This window comes from Flavobacterium palustre, assembly GCF_014639535.1.
In the GTDB taxonomy this organism is placed as follows: Bacteria; Bacteroidota; Bacteroidia; order Flavobacteriales; family Flavobacteriaceae; genus Flavobacterium; species Flavobacterium palustre.
On record NZ_BMGA01000009.1, the window covers coordinates 75,055 to 94,385 of the forward strand.

Annotated in this window: 13 protein-coding genes; 4 read left to right on the plus strand and 9 right to left on the minus strand. The window is 32.5% G+C overall.

Going from position 1 to position 19,331, the window contains the following annotated elements; all coding sequences use genetic code 11:
* Window positions 1-47: 47 nt before the first annotated feature.
* From IEV84_RS14820 to IEV84_RS14835, 4 genes are all read right to left on the minus strand, one after another.
* Window positions 48-2,018, minus strand: coding sequence for a DUF3857 domain-containing protein (locus tag IEV84_RS14820; RefSeq protein ID WP_188495321.1), 1,971 nt, complete (start codon window positions 2,016-2,018; stop codon window positions 48-50).
* Entirely contained in the window at window positions 2,015-3,961 is a 1,947-nt protein-coding gene (locus tag IEV84_RS14825) for a DUF3857 domain-containing protein (protein ID WP_306451823.1), read from the minus strand. Before IEV84_RS14825 ends, IEV84_RS14820 begins: the two co-directional genes overlap by 4 nt.
* A complete protein-coding gene (locus tag IEV84_RS14830) occupies window positions 3,918-7,181 on the minus strand; it encodes a toxin-antitoxin system YwqK family antitoxin (RefSeq protein ID WP_188495324.1) in 3,264 nt (1,087 codons plus the stop codon). The genes IEV84_RS14825 and IEV84_RS14830 overlap by 44 nt, the downstream gene beginning before the upstream one ends.
* A gap of 65 nt (window positions 7,182-7,246) precedes the next feature.
* The gene (locus IEV84_RS14835) at window positions 7,247-7,684 is read right to left on the minus strand and encodes a DUF4268 domain-containing protein (RefSeq protein WP_188495326.1); all 438 of its coding nucleotides are present in this window, start codon (window positions 7,682-7,684) and stop codon (window positions 7,247-7,249) included.
* Window positions 7,685-7,771: 87 nt separating this feature from the next.
* On the opposite strand from IEV84_RS14835, the gene IEV84_RS14840 reads away from it, so the two are divergent.
* From IEV84_RS14840 to IEV84_RS14850, 3 genes are all read left to right on the plus strand, one after another.
* Window positions 7,772-8,422, plus strand: coding sequence for an NUDIX hydrolase (locus IEV84_RS14840; RefSeq protein ID WP_188495328.1), 651 nt, complete (start codon window positions 7,772-7,774; stop codon window positions 8,420-8,422).
* Between the two features lie 68 nt (window positions 8,423-8,490).
* A complete protein-coding gene (locus tag IEV84_RS14845; protein WP_188495330.1) occupies window positions 8,491-9,312 on the plus strand; it encodes a lysophospholipid acyltransferase family protein in 822 nt (273 codons plus the stop codon).
* Window positions 9,313-9,637: 325 nt separating this feature from the next.
* Window positions 9,638-10,846: a 3-oxoacyl-[acyl-carrier-protein] synthase III C-terminal domain-containing protein gene (locus IEV84_RS14850; RefSeq protein ID WP_188495331.1), complete on the plus strand. Its 1,209-nt coding sequence runs from the start codon at window positions 9,638-9,640 to the stop codon at window positions 10,844-10,846.
* A gap of 9 nt (window positions 10,847-10,855) precedes the next feature.
* Here IEV84_RS14850 and IEV84_RS14855 read toward each other — a convergent pair whose 3' ends face one another.
* Window positions 10,856-11,917 (minus strand): DUF3810 domain-containing protein, encoded by a 1,062-nt coding sequence (locus tag IEV84_RS14855; protein ID WP_188495332.1) that lies wholly within the window; start codon window positions 11,915-11,917, stop codon window positions 10,856-10,858.
* 111 nt (window positions 11,918-12,028) lie between these two features.
* Between IEV84_RS14855 and IEV84_RS14860 the strand changes: the two genes are divergently transcribed.
* Window positions 12,029-13,492, plus strand: coding sequence for an aminoacyl-histidine dipeptidase (locus tag IEV84_RS14860; RefSeq protein ID WP_188495333.1), 1,464 nt, complete (start codon window positions 12,029-12,031; stop codon window positions 13,490-13,492).
* 74 nt (window positions 13,493-13,566) lie between these two features.
* On the opposite strand, the gene IEV84_RS14865 is transcribed toward IEV84_RS14860, so the two are convergent.
* The 4 genes from IEV84_RS14865 to IEV84_RS14880 form a co-directional block, all read right to left on the minus strand.
* Window positions 13,567-14,334, minus strand: a complete 768-nt coding sequence (locus tag IEV84_RS14865) for a carboxypeptidase-like regulatory domain-containing protein (protein ID WP_188495334.1) — start codon at window positions 14,332-14,334, stop codon at window positions 13,567-13,569.
* A gap of 89 nt (window positions 14,335-14,423) precedes the next feature.
* Entirely contained in the window at window positions 14,424-16,289 is a 1,866-nt protein-coding gene (locus IEV84_RS14870; RefSeq protein ID WP_188495335.1) for a DEAD/DEAH box helicase, read from the minus strand.
* Window positions 16,290-16,936: 647 nt separating this feature from the next.
* Window positions 16,937-17,515, minus strand: coding sequence for a non-canonical purine NTP diphosphatase (locus IEV84_RS14875; RefSeq protein WP_188495336.1), 579 nt, complete (start codon window positions 17,513-17,515; stop codon window positions 16,937-16,939).
* 274 nt (window positions 17,516-17,789) lie between these two features.
* Complete coding sequence (locus IEV84_RS14880) at window positions 17,790-19,298, minus strand: FMN-binding glutamate synthase family protein (RefSeq protein ID WP_188495337.1); 1,509 nt, start codon at window positions 19,296-19,298, stop codon at window positions 17,790-17,792.
* Window positions 19,299-19,331: the final 33 nt, after the last annotated feature.

Below are 19,331 nucleotides of genomic sequence, written 5' to 3' on the forward strand. Positions count from 1 at the left end.
CTTGAACCGCCTTTAATTATTTATTGCAAAATGATTTTGACTTTTTATTAATTGGAAAGTATTACTACAATCTTATTAAAGTCGGCAGCTGCATTTATTACTGCTTTATAATCTTCAAAACAAGATAGAGGGTAGTTTATTATATTGTAGTATTCGGTGTTTTCTACAACAATTTCATTGTCTTTTTTATTGTAATTGCTTATAAAAGCAGCTTCTGTTTTATTGTTTATGTTTGTTTTGAAATCCATGTTGAATTTTTCTAAATTCTGAATTGTAGCACCCTGAGGTAAAATTATTTTAATTTTACGAGTGTAAAAATGTGGATAGTCAATTTCTACAGGTAAGACTCTTTTGTTTTCCTGATAAAACTCCATTTGACGACCGATAATTTGACCAATTGAAAATAAGTATTTATCTCCTGCCATCTGAATAAGCTCTTTTCCTTCAAAATTCAAATCTAAAACAAATGGTTTTTTACCTATATTTTCAACACCATCATTGCTGGCTGTTAGCGTTTTGTATTCTGTTTTAACAGAGTAATTTTCGGCAATATTTTTAAGTATGGTTTGATATTGCTCTGCAGGGTAAAAATCTTTGATAGGTTGCATATTAAATCCTGAATAACCTCCAAATGAAAGTTTACTGGTTATATTGGGATTAGCAATATCTTTTGTGAAATCGACCACTATATCCATATAGTCATGAGAAATTTCAGTTCCCGGAATTTCAATAAAATTTACATCACTAATTGCCATAGTAGTTCCTGCAAATTCTTTTTCCTTGATGAAAAGACCATAGTTATTGCCTAAAAATTTTGGGAAAAGAGGAATTCTAAATTCAACTTCTCTTGGGCTCAGGTATTTCTTTATATTTGGAAAATAAAGTAAAAAATCATTTAGGTTTTCATAACTTTCAAAATCTTTGTCAAAAGGTATTTTATAACGGCTCGTTGTAAAGACTACATTGTTTTCAATTTTAAAATTTTTCAAAACGGCTTTGTATAATTTTAAAATATCAACTTCATTAGCTTGTTTTGATTTGATGATTTCGGTTAGATTTTCTTTAGAATCAATAAAACGTTCAAAAGTTATTGTTTTTTTGATTTTGTTTTCAATATTCCAAATTTGTTCTTGTTCATCATTGGATTTTGTAATTGTAGCACAAAAATCATCAATTGATTTTTGCTCTTTTTTATCTAGAGCTGCATTAATACGGTTGTGTACATTAGTTGCAAATTCTTTGTAATTATAAAGGTTCTTTGCGCCATTATTATTGTTTGCATCTAATTTGTATCTGAAAAGTTTAATTTGAACATCCCAATTCGAATACTTTTCGTCGTCATCTAATGCTGCTATATCTTTTTCATTAATTGTAAGTACAGCTTTATCGGCTATTTCGTTATCATTAAGTATTGGATTACTTAGGCCATTATAAGTTTTGGTTTTGAATACTAAGTTTTTTGGGTAAATTAGTTGAAAGTTTAGATTGCTAATAGGAAGTTGTGCTTGCATTTTTATGGTTTTTCCTTTTAGATCAGGGTTTTCTTCCAGTAAATATATTTTTTCAATTATTGCACCTTTCTCCAGACCATTTACTGCAAAGTAATTGTATTTAACTCCTCTCTCTTTATCTATCTCTTCTTTGATGTCTTCTGGATTTAAAGTAATTACAGAACCATTTTTTAAAAGTACCCTTACTTTGTTCATTAAAATGGTTTCGTTATTTCCAAATGAAATATAGATTTTATTGTTTCGTTCTATTGCTTCATCAGAATTGATAAATATTTTTTCATGTTTAAGGTGGTATTGTTTCGCTGTATTGCCATTAACAACAATTTCAATTTTTTCCGTACAGTCCAGAACAACTTCTTTACTGTCTTTGTAAAGTGTTGGAATTTCTATTTTGTTTGGTTTTTCTTGCCAGTCATAATTTTTAAAGGAGAAGTCTTGTCCATAGTTGATTGTAACATTGATGAATAAGAGCAATGTTAGAATGATTTTTAAATTTGTTTTTTTCATATTTTTTTTGATAAAATTAAGACTTGGTTGTAATTCGTTTTTAATGCTTTTATACTTGAATTCCAGAGTTCAAAGTCAGATTTGTTTAAGGTTAGTTTCTTCTGAATTAAAGTGATATTTAGGTTTATATTCCCGTCTTTTAATTCATAAATAAAATCAGCTTTTATACAATCATTGTTTATGCTAAAATTCTTTGGGATTTGTTTTATATTATATTTTTTTGGAATTTCTAAATTGTAATTTTTACTGAATTGTGTTAGGTATTCAAAATCAAAATCTGAAATTCTGTTTTTTTCAATTAGAAGGTCATCAAAAAATTTGTCCAGAAATAAATTGATATAGAGATCAGAATCTAATTGTATGATGTAGTTATCTAAATCAAAATTGTAATTTATAATATAGGGTTTGTCTTTGTCATTTTTGTTTTCTTCATTGTATTCTGTTAAATTAAATTTATTAGAGCCTTTTAAAACTAAGTTTTTAATAGATTCAAATCTGGTTTTATTATAGGTATCCCCAATTTTCATTAGTGTATGACTCCTATTGTAGCCTTCAAGCTTTAATTTTCCTGTTCCAATTAGTTTATTGTTTTTAATGCTAAGACTTACATCATCTGATATTGTGTTGTTTTCTGCAGGGACAATAGGCACTTTTACAATTTTATATTTTTCATTTTCATAAAGTAAGGCTTCTTTTCCTTGTATAAAGGCTGTTGGGATACCATAATTGGTTTCGTTATCAGTGGCATCAAGAAAAATATAATTGTCATTTTTTTTAAATACCGCTATCATGTGATTGTCAACAGCAGGAGTAGGTAAATCGTTATAAGTATAAGGTAAACTTCTTGTACCAATCCAAGCTATGGTTACATCTTTTATTTCGGCATATTTTGCCATACAGTTTATCATGTTCCCCATGTCTTTACAATCACCAAATTTGCGTTGAAAAACTAAACTTGCTTCACGAGGGATGAAGCCTTCATAACCATTTTCAAAAGCAATGTATTTGATGTTTTCTTTTACCCAATAAAATATAGCTTTTATCTTTTCTTCATCGGTTTTTTTGTTCTGTGTAATTTCTAATGTTAAGTTTTTTAAAAGAGTATCTTCTTCTTTATTTAAGTCTTTAATGAATCCTTTGTAATAGGAATAAAGATTATCGATATTACCCAATACATTATTGGTTTGATTATCTATAACATAATTTTTTATATAAAAATTAATATGAGGAACTATGTACAAATAACCAGGTGCGTTGTTTTCGTATTTTAAAGGTTTAATATCTTTCAATGTCCATTTGTAAATCCATTTTCCTTTTTTTTCAGATTTTGAAAAAACAATACTATTATTAGGGTCATTAAAGATTTTGTATCCAATTTCAATGTCCTTTTCGGTAGTTATTTCAAGTGTTGAATTTTGAATTGGTAATTCATCACCAAAAATAAACTTATGTAATAAATATGGGTCAATAAATTCAGTTTGATAATTGTACACTTTTTTTGAACCTGTTTCCAGATTGTTAAAAGTGAGTTCACGTACCATTACATCATCAAAGAAAACACTACCGTTTTTTGAAGGTTTTTCATTTGATTGAGATACTTTTATTTTTTTTTCTTTTCCATTATCATTAAACAACGCATAAGCATCATAGTTGTTTAGTTTTACTAAATTGGAATAAGAAAATGATTCTTTATTGTTTTGAATACCATTTTCAGAGAGAATCATTGACTCAAAATGGTTGTCTTGTATTATTTTTAATTTTTTATTTTCTATAGATATGTTATAGGATTGTTGGTTGTTGATTATAAGTTCGTTATAGTCCGGGTATGTTTTTTTGTATTCAGTGAGTGTATTTTGAGCAAGAGTACTTAAGCTAAAAAAACACGATAAGAATAAAAAATTAAATAGCTTGTATTGAAATTTCGTGTAATTCATTAGAATCATATTTTTTAGTTGATTTTAGTTTTCCGTTAGTATAAATTAAAGTTTTACCATTTAGATCGTTATTCTTATACTCTGAGGATATTTTTAGTTGACCATTTTCGTCAAAAAATTCCTGAATCCCATCATAATTATCGTTTAAAAAATGCTCTTTTCTATAAATATTTCCATTAGAATAATATTCGATTCGTTCACCGTTCATTAGACTGTTAGTGTAATTACATTGGTATTCGGTTTTCCCTTCAGCATTGTTAATTATGAATTTGCCATCTGTCTCGCCATTAACCAGATTCATTTGCATCGCTATTTTTCCATTAGGATAATAAGCTGTAATGTTAGCATTTTCTTTATTAATGATAGTTTTAGATAATGGATCATTGTTTTTATTTCTGGAAATGTAATATATCGGGCTATCGTTTTGGTAAGCTATTGTAAGAATCAATTCTCCTTTTTGATTGTAGTAGGAATAGTCGCCTTCTTTGTAATCGTTTATTTTGTTATGCTCAGAAAGTTTGGATTTATTGTGATAGTAATGCGTTATTTTTCCATTTTCAACACCATGAGTAGAGGTATATTCAGATCGGAGGTTTCCATACAAATCATAATTTTTAGATGTGCCATTAGTATATCCTAAGAAATAATTACTTTCATATTTTATAGTTCCCAATGGACCATAATATTTATAATTACCGTGTAAAAGACCGTTGGTATAGTTCGCATTTACAATAGTATTGCCTAATTTGTCTTTTTCAGTATAAGTGCCATTGAAAATACCATTTGCAAGTTGGAAACTACGAGTTATTGTACCATGAAATAAATTAGTGGTAAATATTCCAGTTTTGTTTTTATAGTCAAATTCATTTTCAAGTTCTCCTTTTTCATTATGAATTTTAGTATTTGTAGCAATTCCGTCAATATAGATAGAATGTTTATATATGTTTCCGTTTTGCCAATATGATTTATAATCATAATTTAAATTTCCATCAATATAGTAACCTTCTTCGTTTAAGGTGCCGTCAGGATGATTAGTTTGGTAAGGGCCATGTTTAATGTCATCTGTATAATAGTGAGTAGAAGTTAATTTGCCATTTTCATAAACTTCATATTTTCCGTTAATTTTATCATTAGTAAAGTTTTTTATACTGTTAACACTTCCGTTTTTGTTAATGGTTTTACTAATACCATTTAGAACACTATTGGTATAATTTTCCTCTAACCTTTTTGTGCCTGAAGGATAGTAGTACAGCCAAAGGTCATTCTTTTTTCCATTGCTGTAATTACCGGAAACCATTCTGGTTCCATTATAATCGGCCATATCGAATTTGTTATTCAACAAATTAGTTTCAATTGGTTTTGGAGTGTTTAATGAATATTGTGTACCTGAATTGATTTCTCCGGACTTAAATTTTTCGGTATAATACAAATTTCCTTCAATATCGTAGTAGTTATAATTTTCTAATTGCTCTTTGTCATTATAAAAGGCCTGACTGGATTTTTTTCCATTAGAATAATAGTTCGTTAGATTTTTTAATTTCCCATCGATATAATTAAGTTCTTTTTCTAATAATGAATTAGCATAATAAGATTTATAAAAATCCTTTATTTTACCTTTATTATAGATTGCTTCAGATTTGATGGTTTTGTCGTTGTAATATTCTAAATATTCTCCATCAAGTATGTCGTTCTCATAATTCTCTATTGCAGTTAAATTGCCTAATTCATTAAAGGTTTTGAAAGCTCCATTTAGTTTTCCATTCAAATAACCTATTTCAGATTTTAATTTACCATTTTCGAACAAACAAACATATTTTCCATTTCTTTCTCCATTTGTAAAGTTAACTTCACAACTTTTGCTTCCATTAGGGTAAAATGAAGTGCTGATGCCTTCTAAGATTCCATCTTGGTAATTTTCTATTATACTTACACCTCCATTTTGATAATAAGTAGTTCTCGTCCCATTTAATTTTCCATTTTTAAATGTTTTTTCTTCAGTTAGTTGGCCTTCATTATTATAATATTTTTGAAGTCCGTCTAATTCATTGTTCACAAAGTTTAATTCACCAATAAGAAGACCATTTTTATTCAGGTATTTGTATTTTCCTTCGTATTTTCCGTCAATTACCTTCCCTACAAGATAAGGCTCGTTATCTTTTAAAAAAGTAATAACTTCTTCCTCTTTTCCAAATAAATCTTTTTTACGTTTTGCGAAAAAATACCAAAAATCCTTGCTGTAAAAATTCTCTTCAAAGTATGTTATTTTTTTCTTTTGCTTATTTAATTCTTTTTCCAGTTTGTCTTGATAGGATAAAAGCATGTAATATGTAAATCCTTCAAAATAGTTTTTCTCAACCATTTCTTTAATCCATGGAATGTAAGTGGTTTCAAAAAAACCATCACCCATTTTATGTTCAAGAGTGTATTCGGATACTGCTTGTACTTGTCTGATGATTACATCATCAATTTCAGATTTTATTTTATAAGCTTTATTTAGAGGTAATTGGTTTCTTAAAATAGTTTCTATTTCTTCAAAATTATCTCCGGTTTTTGAAAAAACAAAATTGTTTTTAGTCAGATAGTTTTCACCATATTTAGCATTTAATTGTAGAACTGCTTTTTCTGCAAATTTTCCATTTGGAGCCAGTATAAGGTAACTCATTAAGGCAAGAGTTCCTTCTGTTATTTTTCCATTTTCAAATGCAATCAGACCTAATAAATAATGTGCAGAAGCATAATTTGGATTGATAGTGATAACTTGCTTGAGTAAATCAATAGATTTTTGATTTTCTTCTTTTCTGATGTGTAAAATCGCAAAATTGTATAAAAAAGAAGCAGAATTTGAAAGATATTGTTTTCCTTCAGTAAAGATTTTTTCCGACAATTCGTATTCTTTGTTGTCACTTAAAAAAACACCATATAGCGTATAAAGTTCCGGACTTTTTTGCATCTGTTTGGTCAGATACAAATTTTCTAAAAATAACTTAAGTTCGTCCTTTTTATTTAAAGCATTTAGGCATAAAGCTTTTTCGTATTGTGCTGTGAGATATTTAGGGTCGTTAGGAGTTATTTTGTTGTACTCAACGATTGCATCGTCAAATTTTTCTAAATCATATAAATTGACTCCTTTTTTTATAATAGAATCATTATTGTATATGTCAGAAAAATTGTTCTGAGAATGTGTTTTAGCAATAACGCTAATTAATACAATTAAGAAAAAATGTTTCATTTTGAATTTATATTTATTTTTCAAATATAAATTTTTTTTCTCAGTTGTAAGAATATGGTTGTTTTTTAATTTTCAATATCCTTTATAAATTCATCGTATTCCAAATAAAAACGTTCCAGAGCATCCATTTTTTCATTGTAAAAATCAAAAATGCTGTCCCAATGGCTGCGATTACTGAAACCTACACTTTGTTTTTCTACCCAAATGCGACTGATGGTTTTTCCGTTTTCCAAAACATAGTCTTTTTCAAAAATTAAATCAGCAATAAATTCTTCTTCTAAAATGTTTTTTAAAGCTTCCAGTTTTTCAAAATAAGCAATTCTCTTTTCGTTATTACGAGGCTCAATGTCTATAAGAACTTGCGCTTTTTTATTGTCAACATAAAATTTAAAAGAGAAATCTTTAATCTTAGTGTCATACAACAGCCATTTTCGGGGATATTTTTCGGCAAATGTCACCCAGAATTCACGTTTTAATTTTTGTGTTTCTTCTTTACTATACATTTTGGAGAGGCTTTGATTTTAGAAAATTTGTGCAAAAATGTTTTCTAAAGTATATTTATGTTTTATTTGCAAAAATAGACTTTGATTATGGATTTTCAATATTTTTTAAATTTTATACCTGATTTAGTTCAAATGCAGTTGCCGGCTGCTATTTCTCATGAAAAGATGATGCCTTTTGAGCGTAAGGAGCTTTTGAAAAAAATCAATTTAAAAGAGAGAAATCCTAAAGAAGCAGCTGTTTTGATGTTGTTGTATCCTAAAAATGGGCAAACTCATTTGGTTCTTATTGTTCGAAATTCCTATCCGGGCGTTCATTCAGACCAAATTGCTTTTCCGGGAGGAAAATTCGAATCAAAAGATGCTGATTTTCAAACCACCGCTTTAAGAGAAACCGAAGAAGAAATAGGTATTAGTCCTGATAAAATTGAAATTCTAAAAGCCTTTAGTTCATTGTATATTCCCCCCAGCAATTTTATGGTATATCCGTTTTTAGGAATATGTAAGGAAGAAATTCAATTTGTTCCTGATCCTGCCGAAGTAGCCGGAATTATTGAGTTGTCATTGGTTACTTTTAGGGATGACAGTATTGTAGCGGTCGAGAATTTATCAACTTCGTATGCCGTAAATATCGAAGTTCCTGCTTTTAAGATTGACGGACATATTGTTTGGGGGGCTACAGCCATGATGTTAAGTGAATTAAGGGATGTTTTGAATGCTGTTTTGATTCGTGAAAGCTAACAGAATCCGTATTCTCCAATTATATTTTGTAAATTTGCAATCCAATTTTTAATGCCAAATCACAGTTTATGGGACTTGTTAAAAGAAATCCTTTCGGACATATTTTATTTCTGAAAAAATGGCTTATCCGTTTTTTTGGAAGCTGTACTCATAGACGTTATCGGGGATTTAATGAATTACAAATTGAAGGTTCGGAAATCATTCGAAATCTGCCCGATACCAACGTACTTTTTATATCCAACCATCAAACTTATTTTGCCGATGTAGTGGCAATGTTCCATGTGTTTAATGCCAGTTTAAGCGGGCGGATCGATTCGATTAAAAACATCGGATATCTGTGGCAACCTAAGATGAATATTTATTATGTGGCAGCCAAAGAAACCATGCGTTCCGGATTATTGCCTAAAATATTGTCTTATGCCGGAGCAATTCCTGTTGAGCGAACCTGGCGTTCTGAAGGAGTAGATGTTGTTGAAAAAAGAGCAGTAAATCCGAATGATACCGAGAATATTAAAATTGCGCTCAACGATGGTTGGGTAATTACTTTTCCCCAAGGGACAACCCGTTCTTTTAAACCGGTTCGAAAAGGAACCGCTCATATTATCAAGCAACATCGTCCTGTTGTGGTGCCTATTGTGATTGATGGCTTTCGTCGTTCTTTTGACAGAAAGGGAATCCGAATGAAAAAGAAAGGAATTCTACAGTCTTTTATCATCAAAGAACCGCTTCAGATTGATTATGATAATGATACCATTGATGAAATCGTAGAGAAAATAGAATATGCTATCGAGCAGCATCCTTCTTTTTTAAAGGTAATCCCGGTGGAGGAATTAGAAGAGCAAGAACAATTGAATAAATTGCGTCGATGGGATGTTAATGAAGAAAATTAATTTATTTGTTAAAATTTTCTATTAAAATTTAATTTTTCCTATTTAGTTTTTTTAACTTTATGGTATTCTAAAGATGTTTTTTGTCTAATTCATTTACTTAATAATTAGATTCTGATTGTGTTATTCCTGAAATTATTCAGGAATTTGGGGGTGTATTGTTATTGAATTGCCCCAATGTAACAATACTTTTTTGTCGGTTTGTTTTTTTGCGTATTTCTTTTAAATAATTAACGGCTATAGTTATAAAATTACTTCTTGCATTTACGATGCGTATTTAAAAGAATACCAATAAAACAGCTTCGTTGTTAATCAAAATTACAGATTAATGAAAAGTACTGTTATTTTCAATTTTCATCCAATTGTTTTGGGGAAATTGATGGATCAATCAAAACTCAATCAATACACTAAATTTTTATATTACCATTTTCAAAAGTTACATGCCGAATCTCTGGCCGGAGACAATCAATTGATGCAATTTGATGAAGTTTCGGAACAGGTAGATAAGTATAGCATACCTTCTGAGAATATTAGCAAGCGACAGATTTTGATTTTTGACGAAGTAGAACAATTTATTGAGACCAAAATGAATGGAATTCCATTCTCGGCTTATCCTTTGCCGTCGTGTTTAGAGGCGCATCCTAATGATGTATTCGGGCCTAAAATAGGTGTTAGGATGGAATGGTTTAAGAAATACATGGATCATGTGTTTGATGAATTTTATCTAAAAAACGAAACACAGCCGGAACATCTTATCCACGTAACCTGTTCGGGATATTCCTCTCCCAGCGTTGCCCAGCATGCTGTAATTAAAAGAAATTGGGAAACTACTAAGGTTACTCATTCGTACCAAATGGGCTGTTATGGAGCCTTTCCGGCTATAAGAACAGGAAGTAGTTTGTTGCATGCGAGTCAGGATAAAGGAAGGGTAGATATTGTTCATACCGAATTGTTATCGGCACATTTGAATCTTACCGAATTTTCCGCAGCTAACACCATGATTTGTTCTCTTTTTGCCGATGGATTTATTGGGTATTCCCTTTGTGATGAAGCGGTTTTGAAGAAGGATACTACTTTTGAGGACAAGCAGGGAATGCGAATTTTAGCTTCGCACGAAGTTATTATTCCTGATACCTTAGAGGATATGTCCTGGGATTTAGGTGAATATAATTTTTTGATGACACTTTCTAAACGAGTGCCTGTTTTTATTAGAAAAAACATCAAATCTTTTTTAGAAACACTTTGTAAAAAAGTAGGTATTACTCTGGATGACGAAAAAGATAAAATGTGTTTTGCCATCCATCCCGGAGGACCTAAAATTATTGATTATGTAGTAGAAGCAATAGGGATTTCAAAAGAGCAGGCCAGGTGGTCTTATGATATTTTATATCGTTATGGAAATATGTCCTCATCTACAATTCCTCATGTTTTAGACGAGATGGTTCATGATGACAAAATAGCGTCGGGAACCAGAGTATTAGCAATGGCTTTTGGTCCCGGACTCACTGCAACAGCTTTACTGCTGGAAAAAATCTGATGTAAAATTTTAAAGTGCTTTTGTTTTGTAATAGTTTACCAGTAAATTAACAAATTTGCTATAGCTGTCTATTCCTTCTTTTTGCTGGTTTAATTTTAAATAATGGTCATAAAATAGATGGAAACCTTTTTCTATAGGAGTTTGGTATTGCATCCAGAAATCTTCGCTTTCCTGGTAATTTTTTAGAATTCCGGGATGAATAGTTTTTAATAATTGATTGAGGATTTTTTCGTTTCTAATTTGCCAATTTCCTAAACAATAGCGCAAGGCAAAACTATATCCTGAATATTTAAAGTACAAATTATCGTTATTTACCGAAGCCAGAAAACCTATAAAATTGCATTCGCTTTCGCTGGCGTAACCCATTTGATGCGCCATTTCGTGGCAACTTGTTGTTGGGAAATTATACATTGGCATTAAATAATTGACTTGAGCCTCATTGGTAAAAGGATTCAGATATCCGCCAAACCCCATATAAGTAAGTGGTAGGCTGAACAGTGATTTTTTGATGCTGAGATTCGAATAAGTAAAAAAAGGATACTCAACGGATAGCTTTTTATAACCATCCAGATTTTTTGCAAAAGTAATTGCTTTAGTGTAAGGGAAAACTACTTTAAGATTATCGTTTTTAGTAATTTGACCATGGACTTTGTTTGTTTTAGCAATTATTTTTTTTGTAAAATCCAATAAATCGGCATCTGAATAATCACGTTCAATTTTCATTTTTTCAAAAAGAGGCATTCTGTAATAATTGGTTGCCCAAAGGAAATAGAAGAAAAAATGGAATACTGAAATGATGCTTAAAATGGATAATAATTGATTTTTCCAATTGTATTTCCAATTTTTACGGCTGTTCCAAAACCATTTTACTGCCAATAGAATCAAAATAAAATAGAACACATCGCCTATTGAAAAAGGAATCCATCCCAGTGTAATTCTGGAAATAGCAGCAATTTTTGGATACAAGCCATTACTGTAAAAATCCTCTATAAATTCTGGGAAAAACGGAATTATTTTTAAGGTAATAATTTGTAATAATAGAAAAAGAGGAAGTAAGTATTTTGATTTCAAAACCACATTTTTTAAGCGTAAATATAAATACAATAATCAATTATGATGCTATAAATGGATAGTAAACTTTGTAACTTTGAGTTTTTATAATCGAAAAATCAAATACAAGATATGAGTCAGGAGATACGCAATTTAGAACCTAAGGCATTGTGGAATAATTTTGCCAATTTGAATGCGGTGCCCCGACCTTCTAAAAAAGAAGGGCAGGTAGTGGCATTTATAAAAGACTTTGGCAAAAGTTTAGGTCTGGAGGTTTTTGAAGATAAAATTCATAATGTGATTATTCGAAAGCCAGCCACAGCGGGCATGGAAAATCGTAAACCAATCGTGTTGCAGGGACATTTGGATATGGTGCATCAAAAAAATGCCGATACGGTTTTTGATTTTGCTACCCAAGGTATTGAAATGTATGTTGATGGCGATTGGGTTCGTGCTAAAGGAACGACTCTGGGTGCTGACAATGGTTTAGGTGTTGCAGCAATTATGTCTGTTTTAGAAAGTACCACCATTGCACATCCGGCTATTGAAGCCTTGTTTACTGTTGATGAAGAAACGGGAATGACTGGTGCGATGAATTTAAAAGGAGGTTTGCTTAAAGGAGAAATCCTTTTGAATTTGGATACCGAAGAAGATGATGAAATTGATATTGGTTGCGCAGGAGGAATAGATGTTACGGCTGTTGCTGAGTATGATGAAGAGGAAACTCCGGAACATTCTGTGGGTTATTCGATAACTGTAAAAGGGCTCAACGGAGGACATTCGGGGATTGATATTCATAAAGGTTTAGGGAATGCCAATAAAATCATGAACCGACTGTTGTTTGACGGTTTTGATAATTTTGGTATGCAAATTTCGGAAATACATGGAGGAAGTTTGCGCAATGCCATTCCGCGTGAAAGTGTGGCAAAGGTGATTATTGCTTCGGTTTATGATGAGGCTTTTGTTTTTGATATGCAGCAAATTGTCAGCGAAATTAAAAATGAATTAAAAACCACTGAACCGAATTTAGAAATTGTTTTCGAAAAATTGAAAAAAGCACCAACTAAGGTAATGCCTCCGATGGCACAATACTACTTTGTACGTTCGATGGCAACGGCAGCAAATGGAGTTCATAGAATGAGTGCTGATTTTGACAATTTAGTGGAAACTTCGAATAATATTGCAAAAGTAACAGTTGGAAAAGGAAAATTATCAGTACAATGTTTGACGCGTTCTTCGGTTGAATCGGCTAAGTTTGATTTGGCTAACGATTTGCGTTCGGCTTTCGAATTAATGGGCTGTGAAGTAGAAATTTCAGGTTCTTATCCGGGTTGGACACCAAATCCGGAATCGGAGATTTTAGCAACTTTAGTTCCGATTTACGAAAAATTAAATGGAGAAAAACCAAAGGTAGTAGCCTGTCACGCCGGTTTAGAATGTGGAATTTTAGGAGCGAATTATCCTGATATGGATATGATTTCTTTTGGACCAACTATTCGTGGAGCGCATTCTCCTGACGAAAGAGCCAGTATCAGTTCATCTCAAAAATTCTGGAAGTTTTTAGTAGAGATTTTGGCTAATATTCCGGTAAAATAATAGTATTTAAGTGTTCAGCTTTTTGGTTTGCAGTTTTACTAATCACTAAAAAGCTGAACACTGATTACTTGAAATTATTTCTTTTTCAAAACTTTATATTGTTCGTAACAACCGCTAATAGCATCCATAATCTGCAGGTCGTTTGCGGTTTGAATAAAAGATTCCGAATAATTGCACCTTTGTAATATTTCAGGGATTTCCTTTTTATCGATACCTAATAAAACAGCCAGTGTTTCGCGGTCAAATTTAGATTCAAGAAGATTTCTAACGGTATCATCTTTTTTCATTTCCCGGAGTTTCTTCAATTCGGTTGACTTTTTACCAAAGAAATTATACAACATATCAGCGGGATTGAAAATTGATCCTAATACTTTTCCGAAAGCTCCCGGGGAATATTCTCCTGCTTCATAGCCTGTATTTAGACCTGATATATTGTAACGGTAGTTTTGATTGATAGGGATTGTCTTGGAATCAACTTCCAGATAACCGGTTAGATTAAAAGGTCTGATAACTACTTCTTCTAATGCGATCGCTTTTTCGGTTAAGAAAATTTTAGCGACCTTATTTTTAATCCAGTCGTTAGTAACTTTTACTCTTAACGATTGAAATCCTAAAAACGAGAAATGTAAGGTATCTGTAGGGTGGACATCAATTTCAAAATAACCTTTTGAGTCAGTTATAGCACCTCTTACTTTGTTGATGTTTATGATATTAACTCCTGTTAGGGGTGTTTTAGTATTGTCGTTATAGATATAACCTGTTACCTTTTGAGAGGAAGTAGTAATTTGAGCAAAAGAGCTTGCAGATAGTACTAAAAAAAAGAAAACTACAAAATATTTCATAGACTGGTTTAAAACTTTAAAAGTAATAAAACGGCTTTAAATATTTTGTAGTTTATTATTTTAATTATAAGAAAATTAACAGTGGGCTGTTAGTCTCTTCTTGGTCTTCTTGGTCTGGATGAATCACCAAAACTTTCAGAACGTCTAGGAGCTCTTTCAGATGAACCTTCTCTTCTTGAAGAGCTTCTTTCGCCTCTGAAACCACCTTCTCTAGGAGCTGCATTTCTGTCGCTTCTAAATCCGCCTTCTCTTCTTGGGGCAAAATTACCTTCACGTCTTCCGCCTTCGCGTCTTCCGCCGGAGTTTCTTCCGTTATGGTCACGTCTTCCGCCACCATCATTTTTAGAAATTTCTACATTAATACGACGTCCTTCTAATTGTACGTTGTTTAAAATATCCATTACTTTGTCAGTGTGTTCCGGGTCAGTGTTAAAGAAAGAGAAACCTTCTTTTACATCTACTTTGAAAACATCATCACGACCTAGGTCTAATGTTTCTTTCAGGTAATCTTTTAATGACATCCAATCGAAATTGTCTCTGGAACCAATGTTAACGAAATATCTGGTAGCACCACCATTGTTGTTTTCTCTTGGCGCGCGGTCATCACCTCCACGGTCACGTCTTTCAGAACCTGAAGCAGAAATATCTCTTGTTTTCTTGTAGTAGTTGATGAAACGGTTAAATTCAACAGAAACCATTTTCTTAATCAATTCTTCTTTAGACAAACCTTCAAGAACGTCATTGATAGCCGGTAAGTAGTTGTCAATTTCGTGATCAACCTCAGTATCTTTGATTTTGTTCGCTAGGTGCAATAATTGAATTTCGCAAATTTCGATTCCGGAAGGAATTGTTTTTTCTTCAAATTTTTGTTTGATGATTCTTTCGATAGAAGAAATTTTGCGCAATTCACTTTTAGTTACAATCACGATAGAAGTACCTAATTTACCTGCACGACCTGTACGTCCTGAACGGTGGTTGTACGTTTCAATTTCGTCAGGTAATTGGTAGTTTACTACGTGAGTTACGTTGTCAACGTCAATTCCACGGGCAGCAACGTCAGTGGCAACAAGCATTTGGATTTGTCTTCCTCTGAAAGATTTCATTACCCCGTCACGTTGTGCCTGAGATAAATCTCCGTGTAATGCAGCAGCGCTGTATCCGTCTTCGATTAATTTTTCAGCAATAGCTTGTGTATCACGTTTTGTTCTACAAAAAACTACTGAGAAAATGTCCGGGTTAGCATCAGCTAAACGTTTCAATGCTTCGTAACGGTCACGGGCATTTACTAAATAAAATTCGTGAGAAACTGTTGCTGAACCTGAGTTTTTAGTTCCAACAGTGATTTCTTCCGGATTGCTCATGAATTGTTTTCCAATTCTGGCAACCTCTGCCGGCATAGTTGCAGAAAACAACCAAGTGTTTTTCTCGTCTGGGGTAGTTGAAAGGATGTTTACGATATCATCATAGAATCCCATGTTCAACATTTCGTCTGCTTCATCAAGAATACAGTAATTAATCTGAGTGATGTTTACTAATCCTCTGTTAATCATGTCCTGCATTCTACCAGGAGTTGCCACAATAATTTGTGCACCTCTTTTAATGTCTCTGGCTTGTTCTGTAATACTAGCTCCTCCGTAAACTGCTACCACATTAATACCTTTTTCGTATTTAGAGTAGTTTTTAAGTTCGTTGGTAATCTGTAAGCAAAGCTCGCGCGTTGGAGATAAAATCAACGCCTGCGTATTTCTGTTGTCGGCATCAATTTTTTGGATAACTGGAAAACCAAAAGCTGCCGTTTTCCCTGTCCCAGTCTGAGCCAACGCAACTAAATCTGTATCTTTTTCCAATAATAGGGGAATCGCTTTCTCCTGTACTTCTGACGGATTCTCAAATCCTAGATCAATAATCGCCTTCAGTAACGATTCGCTTAATCCTAATTGTTCAAATTTATTCATATGTATTTTTAAAATAGGGTGCAAAATTACTGTTAATAATCCATATAAACTAATGCAAATCTAAGTTTTAGTGATTTAGTAGCTTTTGATTATCAGAAAGTTAGGTTTTGTAATTGAAATTGAGACTTTCTTTTTTCTGTTTTTTAGAGTATTTGTCGAGGGTCTTTATAATAAAAATGTAGAAAAATGTTCCATTTTAAACATTTTTTCAGTACTCTTAAAAGCTCAATTTTTGAGTTGTTTTTTCTTTAGAGTTGATTCGGTAAAGTTTTTTTAAAATTTTTTTGGTTTCGAAAATTAGAAATCGAATTGATAATTTTGATTTTTAACAGGAAAGATAAAATAACCTGTATCTTCTTTTTCTGTATTCAAAAACAGAATGTTAAATATTGGTTAATGTGTTGTTTGTCAATGTGTTGATTGGTGTTTTTTTGTATCTTTACTATGTGGTTTCGATTAATTACTTGAAAGTATTACTCTTCTACGCGAGATGAATATTTCAATAGTCAGCTATGCTGGTATATGTATAAGTTGATAATGATAAATCAAAACTACAAAGTGGGGGGCTTTAATAGCCCCCTTTTTTTATGCTTAGAACCGATGTTTATACTTTTGTAAAAAAGAACGAAAAATTAAATTCACAACGATTACTTGGTTTCTTTTAAATAGGAAATCAATAATTGGGTTGCTTTTCCTCTGTGGCTAATTTGATTTTTAGTTTCCAATGCTAACTCGGCAAAGGTTTCGTTGTATCCTTCCGGTTGAAAAATAGGATCGTAACCAAATCCCTGACAGCCTGATTTTTCAGTAGTGATTTTTCCCTTGGCAATTCCTGTAAATAATTGTTGCTTTCCATTAAGGTTTAAAGCAATAACGGTTTTGAATTGAGCATTCCGATTGGCTTTTTGGTTTAAGTTATCTAATAATAAATTCATATTGTCTTCGGCGTTGCGTTGTTCTCCGGCGTAGCGGGCGGAATATACTCCGGGTTCGCCGTTTAAGGCAGCTACTTCCAGACCGGTGTCATCGGCAAAACAGTCATAGCCGTATTTTTCAGTTACATAATTGGCTTTGAGTATGGCATTGCCTTCAATCGTATCGGCAGTTTCGGGAATTTCTTCATGACAACCAATAGCTTCCAGACTTAGAATTTGAATTGAATCGGGAAGTAGTTGTTGGATTTCTTTGATTTTATTTTTGTTATTTGAAGCGAATACAAGTTTCATTTTTTTGATTTAGATATGAATTGGGTTTTCTTTATTTGTTTAAAGTGTTTGTGTAAGTTGTTGTATTTTAGTTAATTATGTATTAATTTTTTGTTGTGACTTTTTTGTTTTTGATTAATAGTTGTATCTTTACACTGTGGTTTTGATTCATTATGTGTGTATGTTAATTTGGGTAGAAAATGAAAGCACAATCAGCAGCAGAATTTAGTTAATTATAAGTTGAGAGATAGTAAATCAAAACCAATGTGGAGGGCTTTAATAGCCCTCCTTTTTTTTAATGTTTGGTAACATTACTTAAATTATCCGGAAAATACAAATCAGACAAATGGGTAAATTCGTTGCCACGCATAAACAGAGAGACATCTACTTCTGCATAATTTGATTTTCCTGCGGCAGCCAGTAATTCGTTGGCGGCATGAAGTGTATTTTTGTGAAAATGATACACTCTTTCAAATTTATCTTCAATAACCAGACCTTTTTCAAGCATTCGGTCCTGGGTGGCTATTCCTACAGGGCATTTGTTAGTATTACACCGCAAAGCCTGAATGCAACCCAGTGAAAACATAAATCCTCTGGCGCTATTGCATAAGTCGGCACCTAAAGCAATAGCTTTTAGAATGGCATGACCTGAAATGATTTTTCCACTGCAAATGATGCGTATTTTATCACGAATGTTCAATCGGATTAATGTTTTGTTTACAAAAATCAAGGCGGGTTCTAATGGCATACCTACACCATCTGAAAATTCCAAAGGAGCAGCACCTGTTCCGCCTTCCGCCCCATCGACAGTTATAAAATCAGGATAGCAGTTTTGTTCCATCATTTCCTGGCAAATAGCTTCAAATTCTGAAGTTTGACCAATGCAGAGCTTGAAACCAATAGGTTTTCCATTGGATAGCTCGCGTAATTGCGTAATAAACTCGATTAAGCCTTTAGGAGAATCAAAAGCAGAATGGCAGGGCGGAGAAAGAATTTCGGTATGTGGTTTTACACCTCTTATTTGCGCAATTTCTTCGGTGTTTTTAGCTGCGGGTAATACGCCACCGTGTCCCGGTTTGGCTCCCTGAGACAGTTTTATTTCAATCATTTTAACAAAAGGATGATTGGCTTTTTCTGCGAATTTTTCGGCATCAAAATTTCCTTCGTCATTGCGGCAGCCAAAATAACCGGTACCAATTTGCCAGGTAACATCACCGCCTTGTAAATGGTATTGAGTCAATCCGCCTTCGCCGGTATTGTGATAGAAACTTCCCTTTTGAGCGCCTTTGTTCAAAGCAATAATGGCATTTTCGCTTAACGAACCAAAACTCATTGCTGAAATGTTGAATAAAGAAGCCGAATAAGGCTGCTTGCAATCGGCACCTCCAATGGTTATGCGGGGTAGCTCGTGATTTACTTTTGCCGGAAAAATAGAATGTTTCAATCCTTCGTAAGAAGAAGTGTTAATATCCAGTTGGGTCCCAAAAGGGGTAGTGTCGCTAATGTTTTTAGCACGGCGATAAGCCAGTGAACGTTCGTTTCTGGAAAAAGGTTTGCCATCAGTGGTTCTCTCAATAAAATACTGTTGGATTTCAGGAGCTATTTCTTCAAACATGTATCTGAAATACCCTAAAACAGGGAAGTTTCTCAGGATGGAATGTTTGTGTTGTAAAGAGTTAAAAATGCCAATTATTAATAGGATGAAAATAGAAATGGCAATTAATAAGCTGGTTTTGAACAAAAAGTGAGCAGCAAGACTAAGAATGAAAAGTCCTGTACCAATGATAAAAAAATCTTTTCTCATGATAAAAAATTTGGGTTAGCTACTAATTATAGA